Below are 16,150 nucleotides of genomic sequence, written 5' to 3'. Positions count from 1 at the left end.
TCTTCCCGTGACGACCGATAATATCAATTATAGTGAACTTGCAGCACAAATTAAGCAATGGGGCCAAGAACTTGGCTTTGCAGAAGTCGGTATAACCGACATTGATTTACGCGAGCATGAAGCGCAACTTCAGCGCTGGTTAGACGCAGGCTATCATGGTGAAATGGCGTATATGGCGGCGCATGGAATGAAGCGTGCCCGCCCCGCAGAACTGGTTCCTGGCACTCAGCGTATTATTTCGGTGAAAATGAACTATCTGCCACCCGATGCCAGCTTTGCCAGAGCGCTTGGTAACAAAACCACAGCTTACATCTCTCGTTATGCATTAGGTCGAGACTATCATAAGGTAATGCGCAATAAGCTAAAGCAGCTCGGACAAAAGATTGAGCAAGAAGTCGGCACATTAGGGTTTCGTCCTTTTGTCGACTCAGCCCCGGTACTAGAGCGACAAATTGCAGAAAAAGCAGGACTTGGCTGGCGTGGAAAAAACAGTCTAGTGATTAATAAGCAGGCGGGATCTTGGTTTTTCTTGGGTGAGCTGTTTGTTGATATTCCTCTTCCCATTGATAAACCAAACCAAGAAGAAGGTTGCGGCCGTTGTACCGCCTGCCTAACTTTATGCCCTACCGGCGCCATCGTAGAACCTTATGTCGTTGATGCGAGACGCTGCATTTCTTATCTCACCATAGAGCTTCAAGGCGCTATTCCAGAGGAGTTTAGGGCAAAAATGGGCAATCGGATATACGGTTGTGATGATTGCCAGTTAGTCTGCCCATGGAATCGCTATGGTCAAATAACGGAAGAAGCCGACTTTTTGCCGCGAACTCAACTTAAAGATCAGCAATTATTGAGCTTATTTGCTTGGGATGAAGCAACATTTTTAAAAAACACTGAAGGTAGCCCCATTCGCCGGATTGGACATGAACGTTGGCTACGAAACTTAGCCGTTGGCCTTGGCAATGCACAATACGATGAAGCCATCGTTATAGCACTGGAAGATAAGCGTCAAAGTGCCACTCCCCTTGTTATCGAGCATATCGACTGGGCGTTGGAGCAACAAAGACAAAAGTCAGACCAACATGAACGCAAAAAAGCAAGGCTGATCCGCATTATTGAAAAGGGCTTGCCACGGGACGCTTAGCGGATTTGTCGCGCTAAAGCACGACCTACGGTTAAATAAGTTGAGAGAATCACGATAAAAAAGCTGCGCTATAAAAGTTAAAGAAGTCGCGCTAAAGCGCGACCTACGGCGGTATTGGAAGTAGGGTTTATTCTGAGCGTCGCGAGAGTAGTTTTAAGTCTTCTTCAATATCATGGAAAGCGGTTTTCACCTCTCGCACACTTTCTTCCCTTGCGACTGAGCTTTGAATCGCTTTATCGACGTTTTGATAGATAAACATCTCCTGATCTTCGTCTAGGCCCATTGTCGGAATGCGCTCTTCAAATAACTCTTGTAATGAGCGGAACACTTTTTCATTTTCTTGACGATTTTTATCAAGCAGCGACACCATGCTGTTAAACTTACCTTGCACCATTTTTATCGCTTCTTCCAGGTCCTCGTGTTGCTGTACCAGCTTGCGTTTAGTGGAAATGGCAATTAACTGTTGCTCCGTTACGCTGGCAATAAAGCAAATATGATCCCGCAATCTACCGTGTTTATCTGGATCGTCTCCCGGCATATTGAGGATCAAAATACTCAAAAATGGATAGTTAACCAATATGCGGTTAGTAAATTCATGTAAGCGCCCTTTGGTGTGTAAGATTTCAAATAATTCAATGACGATAGGTGAGCAAATCCCCGTAGTTGCAAAGTGATGTTTTTGTCCCTCAAGTCGAACTTCAACATTACAATTAAGTCCCAGTCCCTTTAAACACTGACATAAAGCTTCCGCCAGTCGCGGGATTGTTTCTATCTCACCGATTTGCTCGATGTAGGTAACGATTTGCCCCATTTCACTGCTATTAGCCATGGCGCTAAATGCTGTGGAGGTTGCATCTTCAATTTGCTGAGCCAGAATATCTTTTTCTAGTAGCATTTGATTCAAGTGCGTGAGCTTGGCTTTTAACTCACCTTGGCCAAACGGCTTAACAATATAATCTTCAGCACCCACTGAGTAGCCTTCCATGCGCTCTTCAACAGAGCCCCTTGCCGACACAAACATAACGATAATATGCTGTGTGTTTGGATTGGCTTTAATCGCCTTACATACCTCATAGCCGCTCATTTTTGGCATGCTCACATCAAGTAAAATAACTTGAGGGTCAAAGTCTTCAACTACAGCTAGACATTCATGACCGCTTTCAACGGTTTTTAACTCAAAGTCTAAGTCTTCTAAAATCTCTTCAATGATTTCTAGATTAAATGGTTCGTCGTCAACTGCTAAGATTCTGCGTAAAGCCATAAATGAATATCCTTCGTCGGTTCACAATGGGAAAGGCACTGTGGGGAAAATATGGTAATTTAAGGCCAGTGCTTCAACAGCTCCCAATCAGATTGTATTAGTACAAGCTCTATTATTATTTATAGACGCTTACTCAACGCCTTTCCAATTACAACCATTACACTGCATTACTCTCAAGATGCTCTGTTAACGGCAGACTCACATTGATACATGCACCACCCTCGGGATTATTCTCGGCGTAAATCTGCCCTTTATGCAGCAAAATAAATTCCTTACATATAGCAAGACCTAAACCCGTGCCGCCAGCACCACTGTCTGTTTTACTGCTTTGCACAAACTTGGCAAAAATCTGTTCCAATTCGTCATCCGGAATACCAACCCCTTGATCAGCAATCTTGATATGAATATCTTGATCTTTACAGCTTAACAGTACACTCACCTCACTCCCTTCAGGGCTAAACTTGAGCGCATTGCCCAATAAGTTTCTGATCACTTGATTCATTTGCTCCGGATCGCAAAAGGTCATCACGCCTTGAGCGGGCTTTTCAAAGCGGATTTTTATCTTTTTCTCAAGCGCAGTGCCCGATACATCTTCAATACCGCTTTGGATCACATTAACGAGGTTGTGAAAGCTTGGATTAAATGGAAAGCGGCCTGCGTCTAACTTTGATAAATCAAGCAGATTGTTAAGTAGTACCAGTAGACGCTCACCACTGGTTTCGATACGAGATAAATACTTTTTGAGCTTGTCTGCCGGCACTTCTGGAGCCGTTAACTTATCTAAACCGAAACGTGCAAAACTTAATATAGAGTGCATTGGTGTGCGAAGCTCATGGGACATATTGGCTAGAAATTCAGATTTAGATAGGTTGGCCGCTTCCGCCGCTTCTTTGGCTTTTTGTAACTGTGCCGTTCGAGCTTGCACTTCAAACTCTAGTAACTCTTTGGTTTCTTCTAGCACTTCTTGTTGCTCTTTAAGCTTTGAGACATTTTTAAAAATGACCGCAAATGCCATATCACCGTGATGATCGATTTCGTTAAACGTTCCCATTAAAGGAATGCTGCGTTCACCCGCTTTTGGCAGACTCAGCTCACAATTAAAGTGCTTTAACATACCAACATGCTTCATCAAATCGCGTAATTGCGACACGGATATTTCATCAAATAGCTCAAAAATAGAGAGTGGCTGTAATTCTTCTTCCGTCAGCTCAAACAATTCGCAACACGCGTCATTTGCTTCAATAATATGGCCTTGACGGTTGAACAGCATAATCGGATCCGGGGTATGTTTATAAATCACGCGCAACAGACTGTCGCGTTCAATCAAGGCATCGACCGTATCCTGTAGGCGCTCAACCAACTCTTGGTTATGACGTCTTAAGAGCTCTGTTTGCCATAATTTATGCAGGCTTTGTAATAAATCACTCTCATCAAACGGTTTAATCAAAATGTCCTCAACCCCTTGACGCACAGCTTCTAACATATCCACTTGATTAACCCGAGAAGTCATCAATAAGCAGCGGCAATTGTGGTGCACTTGACGAACTTTATTAAACACATCTAAGCCAGTGTCTTTTTCTAGATTAAAGTCACAAATAAGGAGATCAACAGGATGTCGCTCGGCAACTTGCATCGCTTCATCAAGCGTCGTCGCGGTCGTCACCGCAAGCTGTGCTCCGCGTAGGCCGTTAGCTAAAGTCTCTAGACGAGGCGTATGATGGTCAACCAGCAACACTTTGGGCAGCACTAAGGTATTAGTAGAACCAATTTCCAGTAGGCGCTCAAGTAAGCCAGTAATATCTTTATTGGCAAAGAAGGGGTAGATCACAATGCCATTCGGCAAGGCGCGGTTGATTTCACTGAAAGATTTTAAGTGCTCGGCATTATCGGGTTTTGGTGCCAACAACACTAACTTATCATGATTCCTCAGTTGATATAACGCTTGGAGCTTACTGGCTGGCACCCCATGAGCAATAACAACAACATCAAATTTATCAAAATCGAGATTTGCTTCTAGACTCCGGTAATGCACATGCTCTACCTCACCACCGAGTAACTCAAATAATACCTTTACCCGCATCGCTTGCACACTGCTGCTGTCAATAATCAGCACTCGATTCGTCATAACCAGATCCTTTACCGATAATTCTGAGATCCAGTTTAGTAGAAGAATCACAAGACGCTAAAAAATAGCACTATTTTGATATGTTTGACGCCGTGGTCTAATTCACGCAGCGAAAAAAATTCAAACAGCAAAGACCAACGGCGTATAAAGCTATGCGAGAGACTTGCCCAAAATCGTCAAGCTATAGTGATTACCATCCATGACCGCGACGTTGGGTAATTCTCCCCACTTTTTATAACCGTGTTTTTCAAACAAGCGGATACTGGGGAGATTATGAGAAAAAATAAAGCCAAGTAACGTTGTAATAAACAGGGTCGGCGCTTGCTGCTCTGCAAAATCCATGAGTTTACTACCTAACCCTTGGCCTTGTGCGGCTTTTGCAAGATAAATACTCACCTCAGCCGTACCATCGTAGGCAGGGCGCCCATAAAAGCTGCTGAAGCTTATCCATGCAATCACCTCCCCCTCCTGTTCTACTACATAAATTGGACGATTTTGCGTATGTGCGGCGAACCAACTTTGCTTTTGTGCTACGCTTACGAGCTCCGTATCCGCTGTGACTTGGCGGCTCGGTATCGTTTCGTTGTAAATGGCAACAATGGCACAAAGGTCATGCGGTTTAGCGAGTCTAATATTCATGAAAGCTGATCAAGGTAACGAATATTTTCGTATCATAAGAGATAAACAAAATAAAAGGAAAGCACTGATGATAAAAAGTCTTTCGATTCTGAGCTTAGCGCTTGGTTTCCTAATCTCGAGTAACGCGTATGCAAAGACATCCAGCTGTGATGATTTTACCAATGTTGAGCTGCGAAAACTGCGCTCTGATGACTCACTTAATCTATGTGAATTTAAAGACAAACCGCTTCTCATCGTAAATACAGCAAGTAACTGTGGATTTACTGGTCAGTTTGAAGGGCTTGAGCAATTACATCAAAAATATCAAGATAAAGGCCTTGTTGTACTTGGTTTTCCCTCAGATGACTTTTTCCAAGAAGAAGACGACGAAAAGGAAACTGCAAAAGTATGCTTTATCAACTACGGTGTAACCTTCAATATGTTTGCGACATCGGAAGTTCGAGGCTCGGATGCTAACCCCATTTTCCAACATTTAAACGAAGTAACAAGCTCTCCAAATTGGAATTTTTACAAATACTTAGTGTCAGCTGATCGGAAAACAATTAAGCGCTTTAACAGCCGCACTAAACCTATGTCTGACGAGCTCACTAGCGAAATTGAAAAACTCTTGCCTAGATAAGCTGATTTTTTAACGTACCTAGATTAGAATAAAGTATGAATAATAAATAATCATCGGAGAAATTATGGCAATCGCTAGTGCAAGACACATCCTAGTAGATAGTGAAGCGCAATGCATGGAGCTCAAAGAACGCATTGCAGCAGGGGAAGATTTCGCAGAAATCGCAAAGCAGTACTCCAATTGCCCGTCGGGCCAAGATGGTGGTGCGCTAGGTGAGTTCGGACCAGGCATGATGGTGCCTGAATTCGATAAAGTGGTTTTTTCAGCCCCAATCAATCAAGTACAAGGGCCAGTGCAAACGCAGTTTGGTTTTCACTTGCTTGAGGTAACCAGTCGTAGCGATTAATTCGCTTGCGAAAAGTTAATCACTTCGCCATCATTCCTTAATACCAACTCGCTACATTTACTGAATGAGCGAAAGTTACTTAGTTGAAGGAATGATGGCATGAAACTCATAGGTTCGAACACCAGTCCATACGCCCGTCGAATTAGAATGTGGGCCGCGGCTAAACAGCTCCCAATGAGCTACCAGCATATAGATATATTTTCTGAAGCAGGCCATGACGAACTTATTCGCCATAATCCTGCCCGTAAAATCCCATTTTTAATAGATGATGCACAACTTATTTGTGATTCCAACCTGATTGTTCGCTACCTCCGTGAAAAGCATCAACTTCCATTTCCCAATTGGGATCAAGAAAATTGGCTGATCCTTATCAATGCCTGTAATGATTCTTTGGTGGAACTGTTACTTAGCAAGCGCTCTGGTTTTGATATTGAACAAGATAAACTATTTTTTAATCTACAGCGGGAACGAATTGGCCATACCCTGCACTATCTCAATGAAGAGTGTGTGACAGAAGAGTTTTTACACTGTGATTATCTCCAAATCAGTTTATACTGCCTTATTGATTGGGTTCTATTTAGAGAGCTCGTCGACCTGAGCGATTACACTAACCTGATGGCATTTCATGGCCGTTGGCAAAGCCAAGCAATCGCCCAGCAAACTGATCCACGAAATTGAGAACACCTATGATGAATGAAGAAGAAATTGGCTCAGAAGTCAGTGAGTTTATTGAGCAAGTAAAAAATACTGAAAGCGTTTGGGCACTTAGCTCTGATGACGGCGGTATGGTTGTGGTTGACTCAAACCAGTTTGACGAGACTGATGTGTTATTGCTTTGGGATAGTGAAGAAAAAGCGCAAGCTCAATGTCGCGACGAGTGGAGTGAATTCTCGCCAATGAGTATTGATGTTGAAAGTTTTCTTGACGAATGGGTACTCGACCTAAAAGAAGATGATGCACTCGTTGGTCTAAACTGGAATGATGACAACGTTTGTGTTGAAATCGAGCCCGTTGGTCTTGCGAGACTACTTGTCGATATAGAATAAAAGCACACCGCATCAAAGTGGCGCTCATCCCTTGTGAGTGCCACTATTCACCCGGCTTTGACACCAAAGCAACTAAAGTCCCTTCAATGGCCCTCACATAAGCTTGTGTTACTCTACCCTTTTGGTTTGGTGGGCTTAATGGCTCAGCTCCAGCGGCGACCGCTTTATCATAGCATTCAGGGACATTTTCACAGCTGATAGTAATTTCAAATCCAAGTGCAGGCTGTTTAGGATGGCAACGAATATAGTCTTGCCTAAATTGTGATTGAGCTAACGGGTGGCTGGCAAAGGCGAGTTTCACTTCACCTGTGTCTAACTCACCATAATCCCCTTCATCTGTCATATCAAAAGTGCTCAAGCCAAATGCTTGATAGTAAAAATCCAGCACTTCCTCAACACTTTCTACATAAATCACCGTTTTGGCAAACACCTAAGCCTCACTATCAATAAAACCTAATGTAACCATTTATAACTTAAGCACAAATGTTGGGCAAGGTAAAACAAAGTAAAAGAGTTCTGGGTTAAATATAGTCAGGTGTGGAAACAGGAATTGGTTGGATAGATATGGAACTTATGTTTAGCTCGACACACTAACCAGATAGTGTCGAGCTACAATTCTCGCAAAAAGCCTTACGACTTATTGCGGTTTTCTTTTGCGAATGCGCGAAGCTTACGCTTTTGCGATAGCGTCATTTTGTTTGAACGACCAGCGTAAGGGTTATCCCCTTCACGGAATTCAATCTTAATCGGCGTACCCATTACGTTAAGCGCTTTACGATAGTAGTTCATCAAATAGCGCTTATAGCTATCTGGCAGTTCATGCACCATATTACCGTGGATAACAATACGCGGCGGGTTATAACCACCTGCGTGTGCGTACTTAAGCTTCACACGGCGTCCACGAACTAGTGGTGGCTGGTGATCCGCCTGAGCCATATCCATAATACGACGTAACATTGCCGTGCTTACTCGCTTAGTCGCTGATTCATAAGCTTCGTCAATCGACTCAAACAAGTGACCAACACCTGTACCATGTAATGCGCTAATAAAGTGCAGACGAGCAAAATCAACAAAACCCAGTCGTCTGTCTAGCTCAGTTTTAATACGCTCTTTGACATAGTCATCAAGACCATCCCATTTGTTTACCGCAATAACCAACGAGCGACCCGCATTTAGTGCAAAACCAAGTAGACTCAAGTCTTGATCTGAGATCCCCTCGCGCGCGTCTACAACGAGCAATACCACGTTGGCATCTTCAATCGCTTGCAGTGTTTTGATAACCGAGAATTTCTCTACGACATCGCTGACTTTCTTACGTTTACGTACGCCGGCGGTGTCGATTAACACGTACTCTTTATCATTGCGCGTCATCGGAATGTAAATTGAGTCGCGCGTTGTGCCCGGCATATCGTAAACGATAACGCGGTCTTCACCTAAAATACGGTTAGTTAGTGTTGACTTACCCACATTTGGACGACCGATAATCGCGAGTTTAACAGGCTTGTCTTCAAAACCCGTTTTGCCGTCTTCGGCTTCCTCACCTTCAAGGTAAAGCTCTGCGATATCTTCATCGTCATGCTCAAGCTCTTCATCTTGAGCCGTAAGCTCAGCGATAATCGGTTGTAGCGTCAACTCTAATAATTGAGTAACACCACGACCGTGCGCGGCGGCGATCTGTTGAACGTCACCGAGTGCTAGCTGGTAAAATTCAGCACAGTTGGAGTCAGCATCAATGCCATCCGTTTTATTGGCGACAACAAAGCAATTCTTCTGTTGTTTACGAAGGTGCTGCGCGATAGCTTGATCAGCAACCGTCATACCTGCGCGCGCATCCACCAAAAATAGCACAATATCCGCTTCTTCAATTGCAAGCAGCGACTGCTCGGCCATTTCAGTTTCAATGCCTTCTTCAGAGCCATCGATACCACCCGTGTCTACCACAATAAACTCGTAGCCTTCATAGTTTGCTTGGCCGTATTTACGGTCGCGAGTCAGACCCGGAAAGTCAGCAACTAACGCGTCACGAGTACGTGTTAAACGATTAAACAGTGTGGATTTACCCACATTAGGTCGCCCAACCAGAGCGATCACAGGAAGCATAGACTACCTCTTTTAAAAACAACAAAAGGCTTCGCAAAAGCGAAGCCCCATAAAATATCTAAAAATTCAGAAAGTTACTGCGGAATTTGAACTGCGCTAAGTTCACCATCACGCGTGTAAACAAATACTTTGCCATCAACCACTATCGGTTCAACGAAAAAACCAGAACTATCAAACTCGGTACGCGATACCAACTCACCAGAACTCTTATCCAGCCAGTGTAAGTTACCTTCCTGATCGCCAACCACTACGTAGTTGCCAGCAACCGTTGGAGCGGTTAGATACCAACCGCGCAGAGCTGGTTGTGTCCAACGTTCAATACCTGAGTTTTTGTCTAGTGCGTACAGTACGCCATCGCTATCAACCAAATAAATTACGTCAAGATCGAGTGTGAGGTCTCGGTAACTACTGTACTCACGATCCCACACTACATTGCCGCTGCGCACATCAATAGCGACTAGTTTACCATTATAGGCGATAGAATACACATATGCGCCGCTTACAACGGGTTTAGTATCAACATCCACCAAACGTTCAAACTCAGAAGCCCCTTTTGCAATTGCAACATCTGAGCTCCATGCGGTAAAACCGTTTTCAGCGATAAGTGCTGTTAACTTACCACTTTCTTCGCCAACCAATACGCCACCATTCGCGCTGGTCGGTGAGCTTAAACCACGTAATGTCAGCGCAGGGACTTCTTGCTCATAGTGCCAACGCTCTTCACCTGTATCTGGGTGTAGCGCAACCAGCTTGCCTGAACCTAAGTTAACGTAAAGAAGACCATCACCTGCAGCTGGCGCTGACAGCGCTTCACCTGGTACCGACTTACGCCAAACTATTTCGCCGGTTTCACGGTCCAGCGCAAAAACCTGTCCGTGCTCAGAGCCAACATATAGTTTGCCATAAGCTTGTGTGATCCCACCTGACAGCTTCGCACTGTCATTGTCTTCCCATGGCCAAAAGTTTTTATTCTCACGAACATCAACTCGCCACTTTTCTTCACCTGTTTCAGTATCAAACGCTGTCACTATACCTTCACGGGCAGCTGCAAAAACAGTGCTCTGGTAGCTTATTGGAGATAAACGCGAAAAGTAGTGCTCAACTCCGTCACCAATCCCTTCTTGCCATACAACAGTGGCGTCGAATTGATTGTTGATCTCAGGGAGTTTTAACTCTTCTTCATCATCATTAGAAGAACAACCAGCGGTGAGTGCTGCAACACATAAAGCCAATGAGGCCATCGTTAACTTCTTCATGGCAACTCCTTAAACCGTTGTCTTTTGTGCAAGATCATCCAGTTTAATTTGCAGCATAGGGTTGCTATTGCCTTTCGCCGCTTCTAATGCCGATTGATAAGCACTACGTGCTTTATCTTTATCACCTTGAGCAAGGTAAATATCACCTTGGATCTCAGCAAGCTGCGCCTTAAACGCTTCAGGCATAGGCTTAGCCAGTGTTGCAAGTGCTTGTTCGTATTGAGATTGAGACGCTTGTACACGTGCAAGTCTTAATAAAGCCGTTGCTTTTAGCTCAGCGTTAGCAACATTATCAGCCGCCCAAGTTAGCTTCTGTGCAGCTAGCTTAAGATCGTCTTTGTCGATTGCCTCTTTAGCAGCAACGAAAGCCGCTAACACGGCGTAGTTAGAATCTGCATTTGCAGCAACAAAGGCGTCGCTTTTTGCTAGTACATCGTCGCTTTCAACAACCTGAGTGTATGCTTCTGATGCTGCTTCTGCACTATCGATCTGACTTTGGTTATACGCTTTCCAGCCATACAGACCACCTAAACCAAGCACGGCACCGACTACAATCGTTGTACCATTTTCACGGAAAAATCGTTTTATTGCTTCTGCTTGTTGTTCTTCTGTTGAATAAATTTCCATTCTAACCTCTTAGCTTACCAGCTCTGCTAACAGCGTTTTTACTTCTGCAAGTGGTAAGGTGATTTGTTCTTTCTGTTCACGCAGATACTTCACTGTCACTTTGCCTTCAGCGAGTTCATCTTCGCCTAGCACGAGCGCAATAACAGCATCGCTTTTATCTGCACGTTTAAATTGTTTCTTAAAGTTGCCACCGCCACAATGAACCATCACGCGAAGGCCAGCAATATCATCTCGTAATTGCTGTGCAACTACTGGAGCTTGAATCGCCGCTTTGTCACCCATCGCAACGACATATACATCAGCATTACGACGAATATCACCCACACATTCCAGCGTTTGTAGCATCAACACTAAACGTTCGATACCCATAGCAAAACCAACGGCTGGTGTTGCTTTGCCGCCAAGTTGCTCAACCAAGCCATCGTAACGGCCGCCAGCACATACAGTACCCTGAGAACCTAAGCTTGTTGTCACCCACTCAAATACGGTGCGGTTGTAGTAATCTAGGCCACGTACCAGTTTTTCATTAACTTGGTATTCGACGCCAGCTGCGTCTAAACGTTCACACAAATTAGCAAAATGTTCGCGTGATTCTTCATCTAAGTGTTCAGAAAGCTTAGGTGCATCAACCAGTACAGCTTGCACCTCTGGGTTTTTGCTATCTAACACGCGCAGTGGATTGCTGTACATACGGCGCAGGCTGTCTTCGTCAAGCGCTTCTTTGTGTTGCTCCAGATATGCAATCAGAGCATCGCGATATTCAGCACGCGCTTCATTTGACCCCAAAGAATTGAGCTCAAGCTTTACATGATCTTGAATACCAAACTGCTGCCATAAGCGCGCCGTCATTAGGATCACTTCAGCATCAATATCTGGTGTTGCCATACCAAAAGTTTCAACACCAAATTGATGGAATTGACGGTAACGGCCTTTTTGCGGTCTTTCGTGGCGGAACATCGGCCCCATGTACCAAAGGCGCTGTTCTTGGTTATATAGCAAACCATTTTGATTACCCGCTCGTACGCACACAGCAGTACCTTCCGGGCGTAGCGTTAAGCTATCGCCATTACGGTCATCAAAGGTATACATTTCTTTTTCGACGATATCGGTCACTTCACCGATAGAGCGCTTAAATAGATCGGTCGACTCAACGACTGGAAAGCGGATCTCTTGATAACCAAAAGCCGCTACTGTCTCTCTTAATACCGATTCTACTTTCTGCCAGACTTGCGTGTCACCTGGCAGACAATCATTCATTCCACGGATTGCCTGAAGTTGTTTAGTCACTGAAAACCCTAACTTAAATTTGTCACCAATCGATTTACTGCTGCTTGAACTTTTAACTAAATACGCTCAAACAGCCTCATCGCATTGGTTTTATTTCTTTAATGCCATTTATCGTCGTGCAGTTTAGCACGCCGTGAGAAAGCGCGAAATTCGCTTATCTTAACGATTACACAGGTGTCAGTCGATGATTTTTACATCGATTTTTTCTTCACTTTCTTTTTTCTCTACATAGTCTCGGATCTGAGACTCTAATTGAGCGACGATATCATCATTATCAATCCGTGTTTTTTGGCGCTCGCCATTGATATAAAGGCCTGAACGGCGATTTGCGCCAGCAAGACCTAAGTCACTGACAAGTGCTTCACCAGGGCCATTGACCACGCAGCCAATCACAGACACCGAAATTGGCGTGACGATATCTTCTAATCGCTCTTCCAGCTGATTCATTGTATTCACTACATCAAACTCTTGGCGAGAGCAACTTGGGCAAGCAATAAAATTAATGCCGCGCGAACGAATTCGCAGTGACTTTAGAATATCAAAACCCACTTTGATTTCTTGCACTGGATCAGCCGCAAGTGAAACACGTAATGTATCACCAATTCCTTCAGCAAGTAACATCCCTAGACCAACTGCCGATTTAACTGAACCGGCTCTAAAACCACCTGCTTCGGTGATCCCAAGGTGCAGAGGTTGGTCGATTTCTTTTGCCAATAAACGATAAGCGCCAACGGCTAAGAATACGTCGGAAGCTTTTACCGAGACTTTAAACTGATCAAAGTTATGGCGCTGGAGAATTTCGACATGTCGCATCGCAGACTCAAGTAAGGCTTCAGGTGTTGGTTCACCATACTTTTCTTGCAAATCGCGCTCTAGTGAGCCGCCATTCACGCCAATACGAATTGGAATGTTGTGCTCACCCGCCGCATCAATCACTGCACGAATACGGTCTTCACTACCAATATTCCCAGGATTTATCCGCAAACAATCGGCACCGTACTTAGCCACTTGTAATGCAATACGATAATCGAAGTGAATATCCGTGACGAGTGGAATATCCACTTGCTCTTTAATGCTTTTGAATGCTTCAGCTGCATCCATTGTCGGCACAGAAACACGGACAATATCCGCTCCGGCGTCTTGGATAGCTTTAATTTGTGCCACCGTCGCATCAACATCTAGAGTATTGGTGTTCGTCATAGACTGTACTGCTATCGGTGCGCCATCACCAATAGGCACATTACCGACATAGATCCTTGTTGATTTTCTACGCTTTATAGGTGGTTCTGAAAACATGCTGACTACTCTGTTAACGGTAAATTGAATTTAGCGAGACGGTTTTTAGTAAACGCAGGCAATGACACTGGTTTACCGTCAAGCGTGACCTCTACGGCCTGATGCTTGCCGAGTATAACAGAAAAAGGGGCCTTACCTTCAACTGTCATAGTATATCCCGCTTTTTTAACACCAAACGCGACACGCTCTTGTGTTGCGTCAAACATTTCAACCCAACTTTCTTCGTTGAAATGCATGACTACCGTGCTCAATGCAGAGTCTCGTTTTGTCGCTTGCGGTTTCGTTTCAACTGGCACTGAAACCTCCGCTTCACTCGCCTGTGGCTCGCTTTGCGGGGTTGTGTCATTGTTTTGCTCAGTAGGTAATGCTAACTCATCAACCTTTGGCGTTGTGGCATTTTCAACTGGCCTCTCAAGCTGAGTGACCGGCGTTTCAGGCACCACTTCTTGTTCTGAGCTACTGGTCTGCCAAAACCAAAATGCCGACGACCCCAGCACGATAGCCAACACAATGTAGCTCACCATCATTAGGCGGTTATCGTGGGCTTCTTTATGAGTCCGGCGAGAAAAGCTTTGCATTCGCTTTTTCTGTGGCGGCAACTCCGGAGATTGATATCGAGCCAGTACTTCCGTCGGATTCAATCCCAGTAACGCGGCGTAATTTTTAATATAGCCACGCACAAAGGTTTCAGGCCCCAGGTCTTGATAGTCATCCTGCTCGAGCTTGGTAAGTTGGGCATGAGTCATCTTTAAGCGCGATTCAATTTCAGCAAAGCTGATCCCGGCATTTTGTCTTGCCGTTGCTAAAGTTTGCCCGAGTGAAGGCTGCTCTTGTTCAGGTGCTTCCTGCTCTTTCATTGTTTGGTTCATAAAGCGTAATTTGTTGGGTCTACAATTAATAATCCGTGGCCTGCTTGCAGCGCCACATCAGGAGTGAGTTTATTCCATCGCATAATTTCATCGATCAACACACCATATCGATCGGCAATACTGAGCAAAGTATCTCCCGCCGCAATTTCATGCACGACATTGGGATTGTTAAGATACACCTTTTGACCTGCGTACAATCTTGCAGATTCCCGCACTTGATTATATTCCATCAATTCAACCATTTTAATGTCGTATTTGACTGAAATACTAAATAGGTTTTCACCTGCAATAACAGTATGAAAAGGTACCTGAGGAGGCGCAACGTCACGATTTAATAACGGTACACTTGAACTACTTGATGACGTACTCGCTAACACTTGAGGCTCACGTGAGCGAGGACTAAATGTGACTTCCGATGGATCCGGTTGATAAAACTCAACCCGAGCTTCAGAGTCCGAGCTAACGTTCACCAAAGACGTGCTTTTTGCCACTTCAGGTTTTGCCGAAGGCGCAAAATTATTGGCCTCAGCGGGTGAATCAACGGTGAATGATTGGGTTGAATTCGATTGCGTTTTCTTACGTTTAATTTTAATTTTTGGATTCGCAACAATATGATTAGGCGACGCCTCGGCAAGCTTATTTAACTGCGCTTCTCGATAGCGATTGCGCAACCGTTCAAATTCACTTGCAGCGATATTATTCGTTAAGATAAGGCCTGCTTGAGCTGATTTTGGATAACTTTGCACCAAAGTCGTGGCGATGTCTTGCGCCTTCTGTAAGTGGCCCATTTGCATATGTACTAGGTGCCCAAGCATTAAGCTTCTTGGCGAAATAAATCCACGCTTGGCAACATTATCAAGCACATCTTCTGCTCTTAAGAAATCGCTGCGAGCATAGTATAGGCCCGCGAGCGCAAGTTGCGACGACATCTGCTGAGCGTTATGCTTAATCGCGCTTTGCAGATACTCCTCGGCTAGGGAATACTCATTTTGTTTCAGCGCACACAGCGCCAAGTTTTCATAGCTTGCCGATACCCGCAAATAACTCGGTACCTCTATCGCTTTGAAAAAATATTGGCTCGCCTTGTCATACTGACCAACTCGGCAAAGAAAAGTGCCATAGTTGTTTAGCGTGTCGGGGTTATCTGGCTCAATATCCAAAGCCGCCTGATAGGCATTATCAGCGCGTTGTTGCTCACCCACCTGCTCGTAATAATACGCCAATGTATAATGGGCTTCGGCCAGTTTTGGCGCTAGCTGTAATGCCCGCTCTAAATTAAATTTGGCTGAGGTAGTGTTACCTGAATTGAGATATTGAAGTGCCAGTGCAATGCGAGTTCTTGCGGCATTGGTGTTATTGACTTGTTGTTCGGCCACAGGACGCCCGTCGGAGCGATAACTACTCTCCGTCACACAACCTGACAGAACTAAACTCGCGCCTGCGAGAATGGATGCAGCCAATCCTGTTTTGCGATAATTTCGCGATTGCATCACTCACCTTTGAATGCCACTGGGTTCTATGTGTGCCCTATATTACCC

16 protein-coding genes are annotated in these 16,150 nt (G+C 44.6%); 5 read left to right on the top strand and 11 right to left on the bottom strand.

What is annotated here, in order from left to right; all coding sequences use genetic code 11:
* Positions 1-7 precede the first annotated feature (7 nt).
* A complete protein-coding gene (gene queG, locus GSF04_RS08325; protein WP_010377373.1) occupies positions 8-1,141 on the top strand; it encodes a tRNA epoxyqueuosine(34) reductase QueG in 1,134 nt (377 codons plus the stop codon).
* 127 nt (positions 1,142-1,268) lie between these two features.
* Here queG and GSF04_RS08320 read toward each other — a convergent pair whose 3' ends face one another.
* The 3 genes from GSF04_RS08320 to GSF04_RS08310 form a co-directional block, all read right to left on the bottom strand.
* A complete protein-coding gene (locus tag GSF04_RS08320) occupies positions 1,269-2,402 on the bottom strand; it encodes a response regulator (RefSeq protein ID WP_045988582.1) in 1,134 nt (377 codons plus the stop codon).
* Positions 2,403-2,559: 157 nt separating this feature from the next.
* Complete coding sequence (locus tag GSF04_RS08315; protein ID WP_010377369.1) at positions 2,560-4,527, bottom strand: hybrid sensor histidine kinase/response regulator; 1,968 nt, start codon at positions 4,525-4,527, stop codon at positions 2,560-2,562.
* Between the two features lie 150 nt (positions 4,528-4,677).
* A complete protein-coding gene (locus GSF04_RS08310; RefSeq protein WP_211859264.1) occupies positions 4,678-5,166 on the bottom strand; it encodes a GNAT family N-acetyltransferase in 489 nt (162 codons plus the stop codon).
* 67 nt (positions 5,167-5,233) lie between these two features.
* Between GSF04_RS08310 and GSF04_RS08305 the strand changes: the two genes are divergently transcribed.
* The 4 genes from GSF04_RS08305 to GSF04_RS08290 all read left to right on the top strand — a co-directional run bounded on the left by GSF04_RS08305 (position 5,234) and on the right by GSF04_RS08290 (position 7,177).
* Positions 5,234-5,785: a glutathione peroxidase gene (locus GSF04_RS08305; RefSeq protein WP_026000907.1), complete on the top strand. Its 552-nt coding sequence runs from the start codon at positions 5,234-5,236 to the stop codon at positions 5,783-5,785.
* Between the two features lie 64 nt (positions 5,786-5,849).
* On the top strand, positions 5,850-6,131 hold the full coding sequence (locus tag GSF04_RS08300; RefSeq protein ID WP_010377362.1) for a peptidylprolyl isomerase: 282 nt from the start codon (positions 5,850-5,852) through the stop codon (positions 6,129-6,131).
* Positions 6,132-6,230: 99 nt separating this feature from the next.
* The gene (locus tag GSF04_RS08295) at positions 6,231-6,809 is read left to right on the top strand and encodes a glutathione S-transferase family protein (RefSeq protein ID WP_211859263.1); all 579 of its coding nucleotides are present in this window, start codon (positions 6,231-6,233) and stop codon (positions 6,807-6,809) included.
* A gap of 11 nt (positions 6,810-6,820) precedes the next feature.
* Positions 6,821-7,177 (top strand): DUF2750 domain-containing protein, encoded by a 357-nt coding sequence (locus GSF04_RS08290; protein WP_010605663.1) that lies wholly within the window; start codon positions 6,821-6,823, stop codon positions 7,175-7,177.
* A 43-nt stretch (positions 7,178-7,220) separates the two neighbouring features.
* On the opposite strand, the gene GSF04_RS08285 is transcribed toward GSF04_RS08290, so the two are convergent.
* The 8 genes from GSF04_RS08285 to pilW all read right to left on the bottom strand — a co-directional run bounded on the left by GSF04_RS08285 (position 7,221) and on the right by pilW (position 16,102).
* Positions 7,221-7,607, bottom strand: a complete 387-nt coding sequence (locus GSF04_RS08285; protein ID WP_017217046.1) for a VOC family protein — start codon at positions 7,605-7,607, stop codon at positions 7,221-7,223.
* Positions 7,608-7,807: 200 nt separating this feature from the next.
* Positions 7,808-9,277: a ribosome biogenesis GTPase Der gene (der, locus tag GSF04_RS08280; RefSeq protein WP_010605664.1), complete on the bottom strand. Its 1,470-nt coding sequence runs from the start codon at positions 9,275-9,277 to the stop codon at positions 7,808-7,810.
* A gap of 74 nt (positions 9,278-9,351) precedes the next feature.
* Entirely contained in the window at positions 9,352-10,533 is a 1,182-nt protein-coding gene (bamB, locus tag GSF04_RS08275) for an outer membrane protein assembly factor BamB (protein ID WP_211859262.1), read from the bottom strand.
* Between the two features lie 9 nt (positions 10,534-10,542).
* Entirely contained in the window at positions 10,543-11,160 is a 618-nt protein-coding gene (locus GSF04_RS08270) for a tetratricopeptide repeat protein (protein WP_211859261.1), read from the bottom strand.
* Between the two features lie 9 nt (positions 11,161-11,169).
* A complete protein-coding gene (gene hisS, locus GSF04_RS08265) occupies positions 11,170-12,447 on the bottom strand; it encodes a histidine--tRNA ligase (RefSeq protein ID WP_211859260.1) in 1,278 nt (425 codons plus the stop codon).
* 177 nt (positions 12,448-12,624) lie between these two features.
* Complete coding sequence (gene ispG / locus GSF04_RS08260) at positions 12,625-13,743, bottom strand: flavodoxin-dependent (E)-4-hydroxy-3-methylbut-2-enyl-diphosphate synthase (protein WP_211859259.1); 1,119 nt, start codon at positions 13,741-13,743, stop codon at positions 12,625-12,627.
* Between the two features lie 5 nt (positions 13,744-13,748).
* Entirely contained in the window at positions 13,749-14,600 is an 852-nt protein-coding gene (locus tag GSF04_RS08255) for a RodZ domain-containing protein (protein WP_249122455.1), read from the bottom strand.
* A gap of 8 nt (positions 14,601-14,608) precedes the next feature.
* Positions 14,609-16,102, bottom strand: coding sequence for a type IV pilus biogenesis/stability protein PilW (pilW, locus tag GSF04_RS08250; RefSeq protein WP_211859257.1), 1,494 nt, complete (start codon positions 16,100-16,102; stop codon positions 14,609-14,611).
* Positions 16,103-16,150 lie beyond the last annotated feature (48 nt).

The organism is Pseudoalteromonas sp. A22 (assembly GCF_018141345.1).
GTDB lineage: Bacteria > Pseudomonadota > Gammaproteobacteria > Enterobacterales > Alteromonadaceae > Pseudoalteromonas > Pseudoalteromonas maricaloris.
The sequence above is the reverse complement of the archived record's forward strand: the minus strand, read 5'-3'. Positions and strand labels throughout refer to the sequence as shown.

Bases quoted from the DNA above. Each gene is read 5' to 3' on its own strand.
- GSF04_RS08295 (WP_211859263.1), top strand. From the start codon at position 6,231: ATGAAACTCATAGGTTCGAACACCAGTCCATACGCCCGTCGAATTAGA.
- GSF04_RS08300 (WP_010377362.1), top strand. From the start codon at position 5,850: ATGGCAATCGCTAGTGCAAGACACATCCTAGTAGATAGTGAAGCGCAA.
- pilW (WP_211859257.1), bottom strand. From the start codon at position 16,102: ATGCAATCGCGAAATTATCGCAAAACAGGATTGGCTGCATCCATTCTC.
- GSF04_RS08310 (WP_211859264.1), bottom strand. From the start codon at position 5,166: ATGAATATTAGACTCGCTAAACCGCATGACCTTTGTGCCATTGTTGCC.
- GSF04_RS08315 (WP_010377369.1), bottom strand. From the start codon at position 4,527: ATGACGAATCGAGTGCTGATTATTGACAGCAGCAGTGTGCAAGCGATG.
- GSF04_RS08255 (WP_249122455.1), bottom strand. From the start codon at position 14,600: ATGAAAGAGCAGGAAGCACCTGAACAAGAGCAGCCTTCACTCGGGCAA.
- ispG (WP_211859259.1), bottom strand. From the start codon at position 13,743: ATGTTTTCAGAACCACCTATAAAGCGTAGAAAATCAACAAGGATCTAT.
- GSF04_RS08305 (WP_026000907.1), top strand. From the start codon at position 5,234: ATGATAAAAAGTCTTTCGATTCTGAGCTTAGCGCTTGGTTTCCTAATC.
- bamB (WP_211859262.1), bottom strand. From the start codon at position 10,533: ATGAAGAAGTTAACGATGGCCTCATTGGCTTTATGTGTTGCAGCACTC.
- GSF04_RS08320 (WP_045988582.1), bottom strand. From the start codon at position 2,402: ATGGCTTTACGCAGAATCTTAGCAGTTGACGACGAACCATTTAATCTA.
- der (WP_010605664.1), bottom strand. From the start codon at position 9,277: ATGCTTCCTGTGATCGCTCTGGTTGGGCGACCTAATGTGGGTAAATCC.
- GSF04_RS08270 (WP_211859261.1), bottom strand. From the start codon at position 11,160: ATGGAAATTTATTCAACAGAAGAACAACAAGCAGAAGCAATAAAACGA.
- GSF04_RS08290 (WP_010605663.1), top strand. From the start codon at position 6,821: ATGAATGAAGAAGAAATTGGCTCAGAAGTCAGTGAGTTTATTGAGCAA.